The sequence below is a fragment of the Bittarella massiliensis (ex Durand et al. 2017) genome (genome assembly GCF_017566145.1).
Taxonomy (GTDB): Bacteria; Bacillota; Clostridia; order Oscillospirales; family Ruminococcaceae; genus Bittarella; species Bittarella massiliensis_A.
This window is the reverse complement of record NZ_JABFCL010000002.1, coordinates 199,166-213,545: the sequence shown is the minus strand read 5'-3', so window position 1 is coordinate 213,545 and position 14,380 is coordinate 199,166. Positions and strand designations below refer to the sequence as shown.

17 protein-coding genes are annotated in these 14,380 nt (G+C 51.6%); 3 read left to right on the top strand and 14 right to left on the bottom strand.

What is annotated here, in order from left to right; all coding sequences use genetic code 11:
* Positions 1 to 30: 30 nt before the first annotated feature.
* The 3 genes from HJY11_RS03255 to HJY11_RS03245 all read right to left on the bottom strand — a co-directional run bounded on the left by HJY11_RS03255 (position 31) and on the right by HJY11_RS03245 (position 2,325).
* Complete coding sequence (locus HJY11_RS03255) at positions 31 to 660, bottom strand: TetR/AcrR family transcriptional regulator (protein WP_207731715.1); 630 nt, start codon at positions 658 to 660, stop codon at positions 31 to 33.
* A gap of 131 nt (positions 661 to 791) precedes the next feature.
* On the bottom strand, positions 792 to 1,409 hold the full coding sequence (locus HJY11_RS03250) for a hypothetical protein (protein WP_024729812.1): 618 nt from the start codon (positions 1,407 to 1,409) through the stop codon (positions 792 to 794).
* Between the two features lie 31 nt (positions 1,410 to 1,440).
* Positions 1,441 to 2,325 (bottom strand): hypothetical protein, encoded by an 885-nt coding sequence (locus HJY11_RS03245; RefSeq protein WP_024738471.1) that lies wholly within the window; start codon positions 2,323 to 2,325, stop codon positions 1,441 to 1,443.
* Positions 2,326 to 2,467: 142 nt separating this feature from the next.
* Between HJY11_RS03245 and HJY11_RS03240 the strand changes: the two genes are divergently transcribed.
* Together HJY11_RS03240 and HJY11_RS03235 are read left to right on the top strand one after the other, a co-directional pair.
* Positions 2,468 to 2,788 (top strand): helix-turn-helix domain-containing protein, encoded by a 321-nt coding sequence (locus HJY11_RS03240; protein WP_024729810.1) that lies wholly within the window; start codon positions 2,468 to 2,470, stop codon positions 2,786 to 2,788.
* A gap of 56 nt (positions 2,789 to 2,844) precedes the next feature.
* The gene (locus HJY11_RS03235; protein ID WP_207731714.1) at positions 2,845 to 3,096 is read left to right on the top strand and encodes a helix-turn-helix domain-containing protein; all 252 of its coding nucleotides are present in this window, start codon (positions 2,845 to 2,847) and stop codon (positions 3,094 to 3,096) included.
* A gap of 160 nt (positions 3,097 to 3,256) precedes the next feature.
* Here HJY11_RS03235 and HJY11_RS03230 read toward each other — a convergent pair whose 3' ends face one another.
* The 9 genes from HJY11_RS03230 to HJY11_RS03190 all read right to left on the bottom strand — a co-directional run bounded on the left by HJY11_RS03230 (position 3,257) and on the right by HJY11_RS03190 (position 12,399).
* Entirely contained in the window at positions 3,257 to 3,655 is a 399-nt protein-coding gene (locus HJY11_RS03230; RefSeq protein ID WP_024729809.1) for a winged helix-turn-helix domain-containing protein, read from the bottom strand.
* Positions 3,656 to 3,692: 37 nt separating this feature from the next.
* Positions 3,693 to 4,061 (bottom strand): metal-dependent transcriptional regulator, encoded by a 369-nt coding sequence (locus HJY11_RS03225; RefSeq protein ID WP_024729808.1) that lies wholly within the window; start codon positions 4,059 to 4,061, stop codon positions 3,693 to 3,695.
* Between the two features lie 16 nt (positions 4,062 to 4,077).
* Positions 4,078 to 5,826 (bottom strand): ABC transporter ATP-binding protein, encoded by a 1,749-nt coding sequence (locus tag HJY11_RS03220; protein ID WP_024729807.1) that lies wholly within the window; start codon positions 5,824 to 5,826, stop codon positions 4,078 to 4,080.
* Positions 5,827 to 7,611, bottom strand: a complete 1,785-nt coding sequence (locus HJY11_RS03215) for an ABC transporter ATP-binding protein (protein WP_208074636.1) — start codon at positions 7,609 to 7,611, stop codon at positions 5,827 to 5,829.
* Between the two features lie 15 nt (positions 7,612 to 7,626).
* Positions 7,627 to 9,093, bottom strand: coding sequence for an ABC transporter ATP-binding protein (locus tag HJY11_RS03210; RefSeq protein ID WP_024729805.1), 1,467 nt, complete (start codon positions 9,091 to 9,093; stop codon positions 7,627 to 7,629).
* A 1-nt stretch (position 9,094) separates the two neighbouring features.
* A complete protein-coding gene (locus tag HJY11_RS03205) occupies positions 9,095 to 9,868 on the bottom strand; it encodes an energy-coupling factor transporter transmembrane component T family protein (protein ID WP_024729804.1) in 774 nt (257 codons plus the stop codon).
* A gap of 115 nt (positions 9,869 to 9,983) precedes the next feature.
* On the bottom strand, positions 9,984 to 10,586 hold the full coding sequence (locus HJY11_RS03200; RefSeq protein WP_024729803.1) for an MptD family putative ECF transporter S component: 603 nt from the start codon (positions 10,584 to 10,586) through the stop codon (positions 9,984 to 9,986).
* A gap of 123 nt (positions 10,587 to 10,709) precedes the next feature.
* Positions 10,710 to 11,696 carry a helix-turn-helix transcriptional regulator gene (locus HJY11_RS03195; RefSeq protein WP_024738473.1) on the bottom strand — a complete coding sequence of 329 codons (987 nt, stop codon included), beginning with the start codon at positions 11,694 to 11,696 and terminating at the stop codon, positions 10,710 to 10,712.
* Between the two features lie 142 nt (positions 11,697 to 11,838).
* Entirely contained in the window at positions 11,839 to 12,399 is a 561-nt protein-coding gene (locus HJY11_RS03190; RefSeq protein WP_024729802.1) for an SLOG family protein, read from the bottom strand.
* A 127-nt stretch (positions 12,400 to 12,526) separates the two neighbouring features.
* Here HJY11_RS03190 and HJY11_RS03185 point away from each other — a divergent pair, with 127 nt between their 5' ends.
* Positions 12,527 to 12,853: a helix-turn-helix domain-containing protein gene (locus HJY11_RS03185; protein ID WP_034551828.1), complete on the top strand. Its 327-nt coding sequence runs from the start codon at positions 12,527 to 12,529 to the stop codon at positions 12,851 to 12,853.
* A gap of 43 nt (positions 12,854 to 12,896) precedes the next feature.
* Here the strand turns inward: HJY11_RS03185 and HJY11_RS03180 are convergent, their stop codons facing one another.
* Together HJY11_RS03180 and HJY11_RS03175 are read right to left on the bottom strand one after the other, a co-directional pair.
* Entirely contained in the window at positions 12,897 to 13,325 is a 429-nt protein-coding gene (locus tag HJY11_RS03180) for a hypothetical protein (RefSeq protein WP_024729801.1), read from the bottom strand.
* A 5-nt stretch (positions 13,326 to 13,330) separates the two neighbouring features.
* On the bottom strand, positions 13,331 to 14,242 hold the full coding sequence (locus HJY11_RS03175) for a ParM/StbA family protein (protein ID WP_024729800.1): 912 nt from the start codon (positions 14,240 to 14,242) through the stop codon (positions 13,331 to 13,333).
* Positions 14,243 to 14,380 lie beyond the last annotated feature (138 nt).

Sequence of the window (14,380 nt, the reverse complement as noted above, 5' to 3'; positions counted from 1 at the left end):
GGGCTGCACCCAAGGGCACAGCCTCTTTTGTCAGGGCTGAGGGTCAAACACGGTGCCGAAACCTGCCATGTGGTAGCGGTTGAGCATCTTGACATAGCGGTGGGCGGCGGCGCGGTCCATGTTGTGCCGCACCACCTCGAACATGCCGTTGAAGTAGGCGGTGACGATGATATGGATGAACTCCTCCGTCACCAGGCCGGATTTGACGCTCTCGCAACCGATGACCTCCATGTACTTGTAGGTGTACTCCACCTCGATGTCCACCAGTTCGTCCAGGAAGCGCGAAAACCGGGTACCATGGGCCCCGTCCAGCAGCAGGCGGAATACATCAAAGTGGTCGTAGATGTAGTCCAACAGGTCTTCCTGATGGCGGGCAGTGTACTGGCCCATCTCGGCCCTCTGCTCCTCCTCCGGGAATTGGTGAAAGTCCTCCTGGACCTTGCGGAACATGGCCTTAAATTCATCCACCACCGGCTCCGCGAGGGCGCGGAACAGCCCCTCTTTGTCCCCAAAGCGGGTGTAGATTGACCCGGTGCTGGTCTCCGCTTCCTGGGCGATGGTACGCAAGGAAGCGTCCAGAAATCCCCTGGACAAAAACTCCTCCTTGGCGCACTCCAGCACCCGGTCATAGACGCCCACCTTTTGTTTTGCCACTGCCATTCCTCCTCATTCAAAACAATGTTTTATAACGCTGTTTTGAATATAGCACTACGGTTTTCATTTGTCAAGAGGGGAGCTCAGAATAAGAGAGCGAAAGACCCCGCAGACCGAATCTGCGGGGTCTTTTCATGTTATTCTATTTCTGCATCCTCTTGAATAGTCGGATAGATCATCTGCCACGCCGGGAGAAAGTCCAGTTGAACCAGCGCGTTGCGGAAGGCCCTCGATAGTGGGTCTACAAATTCCTTTCGGCTGTGAAGCAGTTCCACGATATAAAGCTCCCATGTGTAGTGGGGTCCCCGCTGTTTCTTCCACAGCGGATAATACGCCCTCTCTGCTCGGAACATCAGAAACTCTACGATTGAGATACAGTTCTCGAAGGAATAGAGCTTTGCCATATGGAGCATCCCGGCGCTGTCATAACGCGCTACGGGAAAGTCCACTTCTGCCTCTGACAATGTAAAGTCAAATGCGGAGGCCGGGAAAGCCATCACAGTGTTGAACAGCACCCTTTGAGCTGCCAGGAGCAATGTTTTTTCTCGCCGCAAAAAGGAGATATATTCCTCCCATGTGAGGTCGGCCCAAAACCCGTCCACATCGCTTTTCTTTTTCCAAGTGAACAGCGTGTCCTCCACCCGGTAGGTTAAATAGGTCAGGTACCCGTATGTTGTTTCTTCATCATACAGCTTTGCGTACATGCCGGTACGAAGGATTTGTTCTACCAGCTCTTCATTTTGATCCCAGTCCATTGTTCCACCTGATCTGTCATTTTTAGCCCAATTAAAAATTCAGGAAATCAAGCCCGGCGGCCGTTGACATTGCAATTACTTCATTTGGGTTGTTCTGCAATTCCACCTCCGTCCCCAGTGCGCTCATCAACAGGCCGAAGGTATCGTGCATCCCCAGCTGATTCTGCATATTGTATGTGGCGGCGTACTCCGGAAAATAGGCCCAGATATAGTTCATCAATGCGGGGTAGTTGATTAGGCCGCCAGTCCTTAACTCCTCGTACTGCCCCCATAGTTCAAACAAGGCGAGACTGCTGACCCGCTTGGAAAAGAACAGATACCCCAAAGTATTGTCAATTCCTTCCCGCACATCCTCTTCTGACTGCTCCGATTGCTTCAATACGGTTTCCGAGAAGTCGCAGTTCCAAATAGGATAGCAGACAGCGAGGACTTCCTCTCCTGTGCCTGTTTCGATCCAGAAGACGCCGTTCATCAGCGGCTTGTAGCGTGCAGTACGGCCCCGCGGCGTGGCAAGGGGCGCCGGGTAGGTCCCAAAGTATTCCGGATGATACTCCATATTGAAAAAAGCAACATCACGAAGCGAGGTCTGTCCGTCTGCGTGCATTCCGTGCCGGACCTGATACCGATAGATCTCATACTCAATAATTTTATACCCATGTCGTTCCTCCGCAAACGGATAGAGCAGCACACGGGAGTCCTCTTCCGACATTCTTCCGTATGTCATAGCCTCTTTTGATATGGCCGGCGAGGAGCGTTCCACCACATAGTATTCGTCCGCCAAAAACCTGCCGTCCTGTTTCCGGGCCGCGATATAGTAGACGCCGGGGCACTCCTGACATGCCCTTACGATTTCACCAACTGTGTCGTCCAAGCAGAACGGCAGCCTCTCCGGGGGCGATTCTTTTTCTCTATCCATGCGTTTCTCTCTTTTCCCGTGTGGCGTTTTACTTAATTATAACACCATTAAAGTGCTATTGCATAAAAAAGCACACCATGTGCACCCTAATGTCACACCACAAAAGTGTACCATAAGGGAAATGGTGGTGGAGGAATCGTATATGGAGATGGACTTTATTAGAAACCGTATTACAGAGTTACGGGTAAAAAAGGGAGTTTCCGAGTACCAGTTAAGCTATGATTTAGGGCATAGCAAGAACTATATTCATAACATTGTAACGGGGTATTCCCAGCCATCTGTGAAAGAACTGCTCTATTTGATTGACACGCTCGGTATCACGCCCCGTTTGTTTTTCGATGAGGAAGCAGAATACCGAAATCCAATTTTAGTTCAGGAGATTATAGATGGCATCAAGTCGATGAACGATCAAGATTTAGAAGCTGTTCTGCTGATGGTCAGGCGCTTGAATGAGAAAAATTGACGGACATGAAATCATGTAATTAAGATATTATACCCGAAATACCGGGAATATTCAAGATGCAACATGTCAAATATAATAGGAATCACAAAGGGGTGGTCTCTATTATTACTTACGACCCGCTCTGGGATACCATGCGTCGAAAAGGAATTACGACCTATTCTTTAATAAAGGATTATTCCTTCAGCAAGGGGACATTGGATTCTTTAAAACAAAACCGGAATATCTCAACTGCAACGCTGAACGACCTTTGCAACATTCTTTCTTGCAGGGTAGAAGATGTTCTTCGTCACATTCCAGACAAAATATAAACGACGCTTTGAGGACATTTACTGTTCATCCCAAAGCGTCGTTTTTTATATCTGCTTGCTGGCTGGCGTTACTCTAATCTTGTCGATTCACTCTATGTATAAAGTATTACTTACCTGAAATTCGGCCTTTCTATTGTCTTGTCTTTAATGGTCAACAGTGTTACGGCGGCAAAAATCTATAGCCTTTCCCATACACGGTTTGGATAAAGTCAGCGTTCAGTTTATGACGCAGCTTGTAAATGATGCTGGAGATTCCCGTCCAACTGCTGTCAAACGAATCAGGGGCAACAAACTCATAGATCTCCCTTTGTGAAAATACCCGTCCGGGCCGCCGGACAAGCAAATGAAATACATCGAACTCCATAGGGGTCAGCTCTATGAATTTGCCCTGCCAAAACACTTGACGGCACGCAGCGTCGATACACAAAGCCTTGTAGCGCAGAGGGGCAGAGGGAAGATCCGTACACATGACCAGTTCTGTTGACTCTATGAAGGCCATGATTTTCTCTGCGGTTTCAAGATCATCTTCTTCGACTGATAATATGAACAGTTTTCCCACTACATCACCTCCGATAACCTCGACTGCCAGACCACTTTTACTTGTCCTGTAGCCCTGATTTAATTTTTTGAAAACTGTCATCGCTGATTGCGTGCTCCATGCGGCAGGCATCCTGCTCGGCAGTCTTTGGCTCTACACCTGCATCCACCAGCAGACGGGTGAAAAAGCAGTGCTTCTCATAAGTTTTTTCGGCAACCTCTCTGCCCACATCGGTCAGGTGCAGGAAAGAGTCTTCGTCCATGGTGAGAAACCCGCCCTCTTTCAAGGTGGCTACCGCATGACACACGCTGGGTTTCGATACATCAAGGTGCCGGGCCACATCTACGGAGCGCACCATGCCTTTCTTCCTCTTTAAGACAAGGATTGCTTCCAGATAATCTTCGCCAGATGCGTGTAATTGTTTCATGGGGAGCTCCTCTCCATCAAGACAGGCTCCAACCGGCAGAGTTCATACGGATACGGACGAAATCCTGATAAATACCGGGTTGTTCCATCAATTCCTCATGGGTGCCATGCTGCGAGATCTGTCCGTCACTGATGACCAAAATCTGGTCGGCGTTCTGGATGGTATTCAAACGGTGGGCAATGACCAGCAGGGTCTTACCCTTTACCAGTTCGGAGATAGCCTCCTGAATATAGCTCTCATTGTCAGTGTCCACGCTGGCGGTCGCCTCGTCCAAAATTACAATAGGAGCGTCTTTCAGAATACAGCGGGCGATGGAGATACGCTGTTTCTCACCGCCGGAGAGGGTTGCGCCGCCCTCTCCCACCACAGTCTGAAATCCGTCAGGCAGAGCCATGATGAAATCGTAGCAGCGGGCTTTCCTCGCCGCCTCATAGACCTCCTCCTCGGTGGCGTCTGGCTTGCCCATACTGATGTTGTTATAGATCGTGTCCTGGAAGAGATACACGCGCTGGAATACCATGCTGATGTGATCCATCAGCTCTGCGAGGGGGACTTGCCGGGTATCCACACCACGGATGGCAACACTGCCGCTTTTCACATCCCACAGCCGGGCCAGAAGATTGGCGATGGTGGACTTTCCGCCGCCGGAGGGCCCCACAAGAGCGGTCATGCTATTTGGGCGCATAGAGAAGCTGATGTGGTGCAGCACCTCCTTGTCCTGGTAGGCAAAGGCCACATCATGAAACCGCACTTCCGGCTGGCCGGGCTGTGCCTGAGCTGGAATATGCTGTTTCCCTGTGTCCGGGAGCTCCGGCTCCTCCAATACAGCCTCAATGCGGTCCAGGGCGGCGTTCATCACGGTCAGGCGGGACGCCTCGCCATAGAGCGCCTTGAGCGGCCCGAACAGGTCAAAGACAAACAGGAGGACGCCCAGCACATAGGCCAGAGAAAGAACTCCGCTCCGCTCCAGAAAGACCGACAGGCTAAAAATCGCGGCAATCCCGATTCCATAAAGGATATTCAGCCCCATAGTCCACGGAGTCATCTTCCGCTCAAAGGCAAGGGATGTATTTCTGGACCGCTTGAAATTGCCGGTCAGTTCTTCCGACTTCTCACCCAGCAGGTTATAGCTCTTGATGACCCCGATGCCCTCTACAAAGGACAGCACCGCGTCCGTCAGCCGTTCGCTCTGCTCCTGACGGCCAGCGGCTTCCCGCAGGGAAACTTTGTTCATCCCTCTGGAAACCAGCCACGCCAAGATGGTCACAAGGGCCGCGATCAGGCCCAACTGCCAATTCAGATAGAACATAAACGCCAGCAGAACCAAGGAGGACAGCAGATAGCTCATCATGTTGCCCAGCGTGCTCATGGCGACTTCTTCGATAAACACCATGTCGGTGCTGAGGACAGAACTGATTTTGCCGATATTGCCGGAGGTGAAGTAGCCCATGGGCAGTTTCCGCAGGTGTCCGCCCAGCTCCATGCGCTTCTCGGCAAACATCAGGTAGCCCGCCGCACTCTGGAGGCTGTCGCTGAGATAGTGGACCAGCATCTGCACCAGCACGGCCGCCGCGAGGCCAAGGCCCACATAGAGGCAGGTCTGCCCGGTCAGTGTTCCGGCGGCAAAGCCGCTCAACACCACAAAGGCCAGGAAGATCGGCATTTTAGACAGGATCGACTCCACAAACGCGCAGGCAAAAGCGCCCTGAATACGCCCTTTATATGGACCGGCAAGTTTCAAAATCCTTGAAAACAGTGCAAACATTTAGTTTCCCTCCTTTGCGGTATGTATGTTCCATTCGGCACTGTCCTGGGCCGCCTTCCACAGCTTTTGATATTCCGGGCAGGAGTGAATCAGGTTCTGATGCTTTCCTGCCGCAACCAGTTCGCCGTGGTCTACAACGCAGATTTGGTCGGCGTTCATAATCGCGGGCAGCTTATGGGCGATAACAACCAGAGTCTTGCCCTTCACCAGCTCCGCAATCGCCGCCTCCATCTTCTCCTCGTTCTCGGGGTCGGCGTAGGCGGTGGCCTCGTCAAGCACCACAATAGGGGCGTCCTTCAGGATGGCACGGGCCAGAGATATGCGCTGGCGCTGACCGCCGGAGAGCATCTTGCCCGCATCCCCCGCCATGGAGTGGATACCTTGGGGCAGCTTTTCCAGAAACTCCATGCACTGGGCCTTGCGCGCTGCCTCCAGGACCTCCTCATCGGTAGCGTTCAACCGTCCCATGCGGATATTCTCCAGCAGAGAGGTGTTGAACAGGTATTGATCCTGCGCCACATAGGAAATACGGCTGTTCAGCGCCTCCAGGCTCATGTCACACAGTTTCTGTCCGCCGATGGAGATGCTGCCTTTCTGCGGGTCATAGTAGTGGATCAACAGCTTTGCCAGAGTGCTCTTGCCCGAGCCGGACTCTCCCACCAGGGCCGTTTTCTGTCCGGCCTTGGCTGTAAAGCTGATGTCGTGGAGCACTTCATCCTCCACCACCATGGGCTTTCCGTCCGGGCCGGGCTGTGTCTTGGTGTAGCCAAAGGAAACATGGTCATAGACGATGGTATCATCCTTTCCGTGGAAGCTGTCCGGCGTCTGCTGAAGCTCCGGCGCATCCAAAACCTGCTCCAGCGCAGAAATCTTGTAGTTGAGCTGGGGCATGGTGGGCAGGAAGCCCAGGGATTTGAGGAGCGGCATCCCGATGCTCAGGGAGAGGCACAGCACCAAAATCAGGTCCGGCAGAGCCGACCAGCCGGAGAGGACAAACCACGCCCCCAGCGGCAGGGTCAAAATCACAGTGCAGGGAAGGAGGCTGCTGTAAATTGCCATCCAGAGCCATGCCGCCTTGTACCAAGCCAAGGTGTAATCCCGGTAATCCGAAACATCTTTGCGAAACCGCTCATAGGAGTCCGCGTCCTTGTTGAAAACCTTGACGACCTCCATGCCGTTGATGTACTCAATGATGGTGTTGTTCATCTTCTGGCCGGCCATATAGTAGGGCCCCATTTTCTTCATGCCAACCGAGTACATGGTCATCATGGCAATCAGGCTGATGGGGATGGAGGCCAGGGACAGCAGCGCCAGCTTCCAGTCCACGAAAAACATAGCTACATAGACCGCGATGGGGACCATCAGGTTTGCGATCCCCTCCGGCATGGAGTGGGCCAGCAGGACCTCCAGACTGTCCACATCATCGACAAACAGCTTTTTGACCGTGCCGGTGCCCTTGTCCTGGATCACGCCCAGAGGCAGCTTCTCAAACCGCTTTTGCAGGGCAGTCCGTAGCCGGAGCAGCGTGTCATAGGCGGCCTTGTGCGAAAGATTGAGCCCCCAGCCATAGAGAACAGCCTGCAAGACCAGGCACACCAGCACCAAAGCCACCCGCAGGATAAGAAACGAAGCGTCAAGTTCCGCTCCCATCACCAGCGGAGCAATTACCTGGTAGGCCAGCACAAAGGGCAGGACGCCCATCAAAACGCTGACCAGCACCACCGCTGTGGCCGCATAGAGGCCCTTTTTATGCGGCCCCGCGTATTCAAATACCTTTTGAAACATGATTTCAACCTCCCATCAATGAAAATACTGTTCCGACAGAGCTTTCAATATCTCCGGTGTGAGCCGGTGGTTTTGAACGGCCCCCTGGTCGTCCAGCTGGACCACCTCCGTACAGGTCCGGACGATAAACTCAAAGTCGTGAGAGACCACAAACACGATCACGCCGGAAGCGGACAACTGCTCAATCAGGCGGCTGACCCGCACCATGGAGTCATAGTCCAGGCCGCTGGTGGGCTCGTCAAAATAGATCACCGGGCTGTCCTTGACGATGGCCGCGCCAATGGTGACCCGCTGCTTCTGCCCGCCGGAGAGGGCCGCCGGGTGCTGCTCCTGGTATTCGGACAGCTCCAGCGCCTCCAGCGCGGCGTCCACCTTCTCTTTGCAGTCCTCCCGAATCCCCAGGGAGAGTTCTTCCTCCACACTGCTGGCAAAGAGCTGGTAATCCGTGTCCTGCATGACCAGATAGGACAGTGCCCGGCGCTGGCGTGGAGTGAGCTTCCTGCCGTCAAATGTGATCTCGCCGTTCCGCTGCTTCAAGAGGCCGGTCAGGATGGACAAGAGGGTGGTCTTGCCCGCTCCATTATGGCCCAGGATGCCGATTACATCCCCAGCGTGGGCTTCAAAGCTGACATTCCGAAAGACCTCCTGCTCTTTCGGATAAGCAAAGGAAAGGCCCTGCACACTCAGCAGGTGTTTCCCCATGGGGCGGCGTTCTTTCTCCTGATAATGCTCTGCATCCCGCTCCGGATATGCAGTCCGCAGCCCATAGGATATGCGCGTTTCCTCCGGTAAGGAACAGAACTGCTCCCTTGTAAATTCCTGTTCGATTTTCCCGTTTTGTATGAGAAATACCCGGTCGATTAAATCACGCAGATAGTAAAAGCGGTGCTCCACCACAAAGATGGTGTATCCGTCCCGCTTCAATTTTCCCATGATCTCCGCAAGCCGCTTGGTGGCCGCGTAGTCCAGATTTGCGGAGGGCTCATCGAAGATATAGACCTTTGGTGAAAGCGCATAGACCGAGCCCACGGCGATCTGCTGCTTCTCTCCGCTGGACAGGGCAAAGATACTCCGGTTTAGGTAGTCCGCCAGTTCCAGATCCTTTGCGGCTTTTGCGATGCGGTCAATGGTTTCCTCACGGGGAAGCCCCATATTTTCGCAGCCAAAGGCCAATTCCCGTGTGGTGTCCGTCATGAAGAACTGGGAGCGTGGGTCTTGAAATACCGTCCCCACCTGCCCGGCCAGCTGTGCGGGCTTCATTTCCAGCAGAGAATGTCCATCCATCACAAGGTCGCCCTGTATCTCGCCGGGATAAAAGTGTGGGATCAGACCGTTGAGGGAGCGGATCAGCGTGGTCTTGCCACAGCCGCTCCGCCCGGTCAGGAGAATAAATTCGCCGGTCTGCACCGTCATATCAATGCCCCGGAGGGTAAAGTCCTTGCTCTCCTCATAACGAAAGCTGAAATTTTGAAACGAGATCATGTCACACCCTCCACAAGATGATTTCCCCGATTCGGGTCTGGTCCAGGACCAGCAGCGCCGCCAGGAAAAGGATGCCCAGCAGGGACACCAGGCTCTCCGGCCAGGAGAAGCGGATGGGGCGCAGGGCGTGCCGTTTGCACTCCAGCTCCAGCCCCCGGGTAGTGCCGGAGGCCGCCAGCTCGTCCGTGACCTTCAGGCACCGCATCAGCAGGGGAATTAAAATATACTCAATGGTGGCAAGAGGATGGGATACCCGTTTCCACAAGGTATCGCTGATCCCCCGGATGTCCATGGTGCTGCGGATCTGCCGGTATTCGATCCGCAGGGTGGGGATATAGCGGAACATGACCACCAGCGGGATCGTCACCGCCTGGGGAAGCCGCATCCGCTGGAGCGCCACCATCAGGTCGTCCATGTAGGTAGTCCGCAAAATCCAAAGGCCCATCATCACAATGGGGATCAGCTTCAAAAGCGTCACGCCGAACACGCTCATAATCACACTCAATACCGGCACCTGCACATAGCGGAGCAGGGCGTTGAGATAGGCGACGATGATGTAGGCCACAATCATCTTCAAGGCCCACTTTCCCCCGTTTCCTACGGCGATAAACAGGCCATACACCAGCATGAGCGCGAGGCTGACCACCTCCCCGGCCAAAAAGTAACTGACAAACCCGATACAGACCAAAAGTAAAATCTTGCAGCGGGGATCTAACAGTGCCGATCCATGAAGGGGCTGCTGTTCAATGATTTGTTTGATTTGTGATTCTTCCATTCCAATGCCTCCCTATCCAAATCAAAGCGCGGGGCCATTTTCAGCCCCGCGCCCTGAGATCAGGCAGCCCGCTTGCCTGCGTTTGTCTGATTGACTGCCGAGGGGCTGTGCCTTGTTATTTGACTGAAACGAGTCCGGCTTTGATAAAGTGCTTTTTCAAAGCCTTCTGCCCAATCACGGCGCCGATCAGGCCACCTACCAAGCCGGCCGCAACGATGACCACCAGCATGGGGACGGAGGTGATATTCAGCATCCCGTCTATGTACTCCTGGGCAATGTTGTTCTTCTCCATGGCGCCCACAAAGGCGCTCTGGAGGAACTTGATGGGGCAGATGGCGCTGAAGGCGAAAATGGCGCTGAACAGGGCGTAGGCCACAGTCATGGACTTCATGGTGATTTCCTTTCGGCCCATGACCAGAAAATCGCAGATCACGCCGCCGACCACCAAGCCGATGGGGATAAACCAGAAAGCGCCCACCAGCAGGAACAGGATAGCCTGGATTGCGGAGCAGATGGTGAACACGCCCTTTTTCGGTACCTTAGCCAGTAAGAGCATCATCACGATGCCATTGGGGATCGCAACAACCGCCGGGTAAAACACATTGGTCACTGGGCCGGCCACACTCATAATGGTGCTGATAATCATGCAGATGATCCACATGAGGGCGGTCAGGACGCCGATTAGAATAAAATCTTTTGCATTCAACTTTTGTTTCATGCTCTGCCTCCTTGATAAAGTGAAAAATGTGGTGTGATTAGCAACAACTAACCACACCACATAGAATATCAGTTATATAAAACTAATCCAACCCAAAACCAACCCATTTCAACCCAAAAACAGTCAGCTTCTATTTTTGTGATTATCAAGCCAGCTTTCACGGTAATTTTTGGGCGCGACACCATATCTTTTCTTAAAGGCCGCCGCAAAGTTGCTCGGTTTTCCATAACCTACAATGGAGGCAACTTCCGTCACATTCCAATCCCCCTCCAAAAGCAGCTGCGCTGCTTGTACCAATCGCTGCTCGATAACATATTGATGAATTGATCTGCCATAAAAAGCTAAAAAACCGCGGGTTAATTTCGTGAGGCTCAGATGTACTTGACGGGATAATTCTTCACAGGATGGCGCAAAGGCTAACTGGCTGTCGATGATCCGCTTCGCCTCCATGATGGCGGTCCGCTCTGTCCGGGACATGGAAATATTTTTACCCATCAGAATATCCAATTCCAGAACTTCCCCCAGATAGATAGACAGCAGCTCCAACAGCTTGCCATCCAAATAGAGGTAGCCCAACCCTCCGCGATATTGAGAAAATTTGCTTATTTCCGATAGGACCTGCTCCATAACAGGGGTGACAGAAACTTTGGCAATGCCATTTAGGAGTTTCTTTTCGTAAGCCGCAATTTCCTGTCCGTCAAAGTAATCGGCAAGGAGTTGTGAAAAGTAGGGAGTAGGAATTTTAATGCTTTTGAATGAGAAGTTGCTGTCCTTTTTGTAACAAATATATTCTGTACCATCATGTCCGGCATAAATGCAGGACTCGTTTTTTTGAATGGTCATAGAGCGATGCCCATTCAAAATACCCCAGGAAATTCCATCGTTCATGCAGAATATGATCTGCATATATTCCCTGCTGACAGGCCCCTGTACATTCATATCAGATTGATAGCACATCTGCCAGTCCGAGAGAACAACACCATGCTTGATTTTTGTTTGAGAAATCCTGCCATGTCCAACTTCAGAAGGAATGTCCATAGTAATTGTCTGAGGGGTATTAGTTATTAAATCGTTATAAAGTTTGGTAAGATATAAACTACTATGCGGCATAATCCACCTCTTTCTAACTCGCTCAAGTTAGCTATCACTAATCAGATGATACCCGATTTTTCCTCGACAGTCAAGGTGGCTTTGTATTACCAAAACAGCGCAACTTTTCAGTTTTTCTTATCTAAACAGTAACATATTTTTCCTAATCCGTGTGCCTCTCTCTGTAATGATCTACTATGTTTATAATTCCTGTATCTGGATGAATCAACACGATTGACAAGTTTCTTTTTTCAGCAATCCCCATCGCTGTCTCTACTCCACTGTAATGTTTCGGATCATTATCATAAACAGCCACAACATAGTCGGCCCGTTTCATCATATATTCCGTGCGCTTTTTATACCCTTCACTTCCGGGGTGTTCTGTACCCATCAGCACCTTGGTACAGCCTTCACAGAGTTTTCGTTGCCGCGCCTGGCTTTTTGGGTCCCATCGAACATCATGGCCGGGGAATGGGCAGACCATTATGACTTGCAGCTCCTGATATTCTGTCTGGCGCTGCATATTCAACAGGATTTCGCCTGCCCACATATCTACTCCCAGAGCGCCCCCAATGAAAAAGCAGCGCACACCGCGCTGGTACAGCGACACAAATACATCATGCATCCGCTTTTTTATGCGTTTGCATGAGGTCATATATTCATTGTATTTGAATTTGAAGCGGGTAGGGTGTTGACCGATTACAGCACACGAACATATTTTCACCTGGTTTTCCTCCAAATTTTTCGTCTTACAACCATTATATATGCTATGGTTGATTAAACTCAACCATGGTCGCTTAATTTTTCATGCTATAGTGGATAAAATGTAACTATAGTATGGAGGATTGCGAATGAATGAGCTTTTGAAAGAAATGGGCCAGCGGATTCTGGAGCGAAGAAAACAATTAAATATGACACAGGAGACTTTGGCAAATTTGACGCATCTCACATCGCAAACCATCTCGTATGCGGAAATGGGGCAAAAAGCGATGCGCCCGGAAACCATGCTGAAGATCTGTGAAGCACTTGGTATCAGCGCAGACTATTTACTGCGTGGTAAAATTCTTGAAGCAGACACTTCGTTGCTCCAGCAGAAGATTTCCACATTGACACCCAGCCAATACCGCCACTTGGAGCAGATTATCGACAGCTTTATTGCTGCCATACAGGAAAAGTAAGAGGTATGAGAGTCGGCACAGCTTCGCTCCCATACCTCTTTTTTTAGCTGTTTCTACGGAAAGCCGCCATGGTGCTGGCAATCAGATTGCGGGTCATATCATCAACTTCGGAAGCCCCAGCCGTTGTCAAACTTTCTGATGGCTCTGCCGTCTGCTTCTGCGGCGGCGGAGCTATTTTATTTTCCTTTGGAGAAGAGGATTCTCCGGTCGAAACTGCCTTATCTGGGGCCTGCTCTTCCTGACGCATAATTTCCCGTACTATCGCTTCAATGGCTGCTCGGTCAATAGCTGGCGCTTTTAATGGCTGAGGGTCATCAGAAAAATGAGCGTTATAGTATATAAGCGCATTTGCAACATACTGGGCCTTACTGTGGGCTGGCTGTAGCTCCAGCAGTTCGACAGCGGCCAGCAGCACTGGGTCACTGGTATTGAATCGCAGGGAGAAGCGTCCCCTTTCTTTTTTGGCCGCCATAATCGTCACCTGCCCACTGTTTCAAGCCGGTACAGGTATTCAAATCCGGCCGCATTGGCGTTGATGTTCGTGACAAACAGAGGCGTCCCCACCTTGCCAGACTCCTCGATCTGCCGGCGCAGCAGAATGGCGCCGCCGCCCACAAACACCACTTTGCAATAGCGCAAATCCAGCATCCTCTCTCGTAGAGTGCTGAACAGGTCGTTGACAAACTCCTGCGCCAGTCGCTCCACGAGCTGTACGGCCTCGGCCGGGTACTGTGTCCGTCTGCCCATGAGGATGGCATCCACATCACCCTCATCCAACAGCAAATCCAACTCTGCATTTCCTCTGGACCTGATCTTATTGTATAACAGGATAACGCCGTTTTCCAGCGAATCGCAGGAGGCGAGGTCTGCTTTTCCGTTTTTCAGCAACAGATAATCCGCCGTGAAGCCTCCAATATCCAATACGACCGCCTTTGGATCGTCCAACAGGGCATGCAGCATTGTAGCCGCAGCTGCGTATGCCTGGGGATAGCAGGCCACATCCTCGATGCTGATGGTATAGTGTTTGTCCCCATACATAAACGCTACAAGCCCGCGGCCTTGAAAATAGGCAGTGAATTTTTCCGCTTGAGCGCCAAAATGTGCTGGGGGCAGACCAACAGCCAGCTGAATATGCTGCTGCTCTTTCTCACTTAGGCCCCGGGCGGTTATTTCTTCTGCAATGGCAATCAATGTAAGGACAAAAAAGCGGTCGTCCTCCGTCTTGTCCTTATGGAACGGAATACGCTCATTGGACAATGTGTAATAAGTACCGCAGTATTGTAGACTCTGGCCGAACGGCCGGGTCAGGCTCTGCTGCAGTCCAGACACAAAGGGCTCGCCATGAGCGGTTTTGATTTGTTTGTTGCCATGATCGACACCAATTAACATAGGTTATTGCCTCCTTTTTGCTTTATACATATCCTTTACGCCTGGATGACGCCTTTTTCAACGCTTAAAGATATTTTTATTTCTAAAAAATAGTGGCACTATCTCAGTTCTACCAAAGATAGTGCTATATCTTGGAAA

Coding starts and splice junctions, on each gene's coding strand:
- HJY11_RS03220 (WP_024729807.1), bottom strand. CDS start 5,826: ATGTTTGCACTGTTTTCAAGGATTTTGAAACTTGCCGGTCCATATAAA.
- HJY11_RS03225 (WP_024729808.1), bottom strand. CDS start 4,061: ATGAAACAATTACACGCATCTGGCGAAGATTATCTGGAAGCAATCCTT.
- HJY11_RS03210 (WP_024729805.1), bottom strand. CDS start 9,093: ATGATCTCGTTTCAAAATTTCAGCTTTCGTTATGAGGAGAGCAAGGAC.
- HJY11_RS03205 (WP_024729804.1), bottom strand. CDS start 9,868: ATGGAAGAATCACAAATCAAACAAATCATTGAACAGCAGCCCCTTCAT.
- HJY11_RS03250 (WP_024729812.1), bottom strand. CDS start 1,409: ATGGACTGGGATCAAAATGAAGAGCTGGTAGAACAAATCCTTCGTACC.
- HJY11_RS03185 (WP_034551828.1), top strand. CDS start 12,527: ATGAATGAGCTTTTGAAAGAAATGGGCCAGCGGATTCTGGAGCGAAGA.
- HJY11_RS03235 (WP_207731714.1), top strand. CDS start 2,845: ATGCAACATGTCAAATATAATAGGAATCACAAAGGGGTGGTCTCTATT.
- HJY11_RS03245 (WP_024738471.1), bottom strand. CDS start 2,325: ATGGATAGAGAAAAAGAATCGCCCCCGGAGAGGCTGCCGTTCTGCTTG.
- HJY11_RS03195 (WP_024738473.1), bottom strand. CDS start 11,696: ATGCCGCATAGTAGTTTATATCTTACCAAACTTTATAACGATTTAATA.
- HJY11_RS03215 (WP_208074636.1), bottom strand. CDS start 7,611: ATGTTTCAAAAGGTATTTGAATACGCGGGGCCGCATAAAAAGGGCCTC.
- HJY11_RS03175 (WP_024729800.1), bottom strand. CDS start 14,242: ATGTTAATTGGTGTCGATCATGGCAACAAACAAATCAAAACCGCTCAT.
- HJY11_RS03200 (WP_024729803.1), bottom strand. CDS start 10,586: ATGAAACAAAAGTTGAATGCAAAAGATTTTATTCTAATCGGCGTCCTG.
- HJY11_RS03180 (WP_024729801.1), bottom strand. CDS start 13,325: ATGGCGGCCAAAAAAGAAAGGGGACGCTTCTCCCTGCGATTCAATACC.
- HJY11_RS03255 (WP_207731715.1), bottom strand. CDS start 660: ATGGCAGTGGCAAAACAAAAGGTGGGCGTCTATGACCGGGTGCTGGAG.
- HJY11_RS03240 (WP_024729810.1), top strand. CDS start 2,468: ATGGAGATGGACTTTATTAGAAACCGTATTACAGAGTTACGGGTAAAA.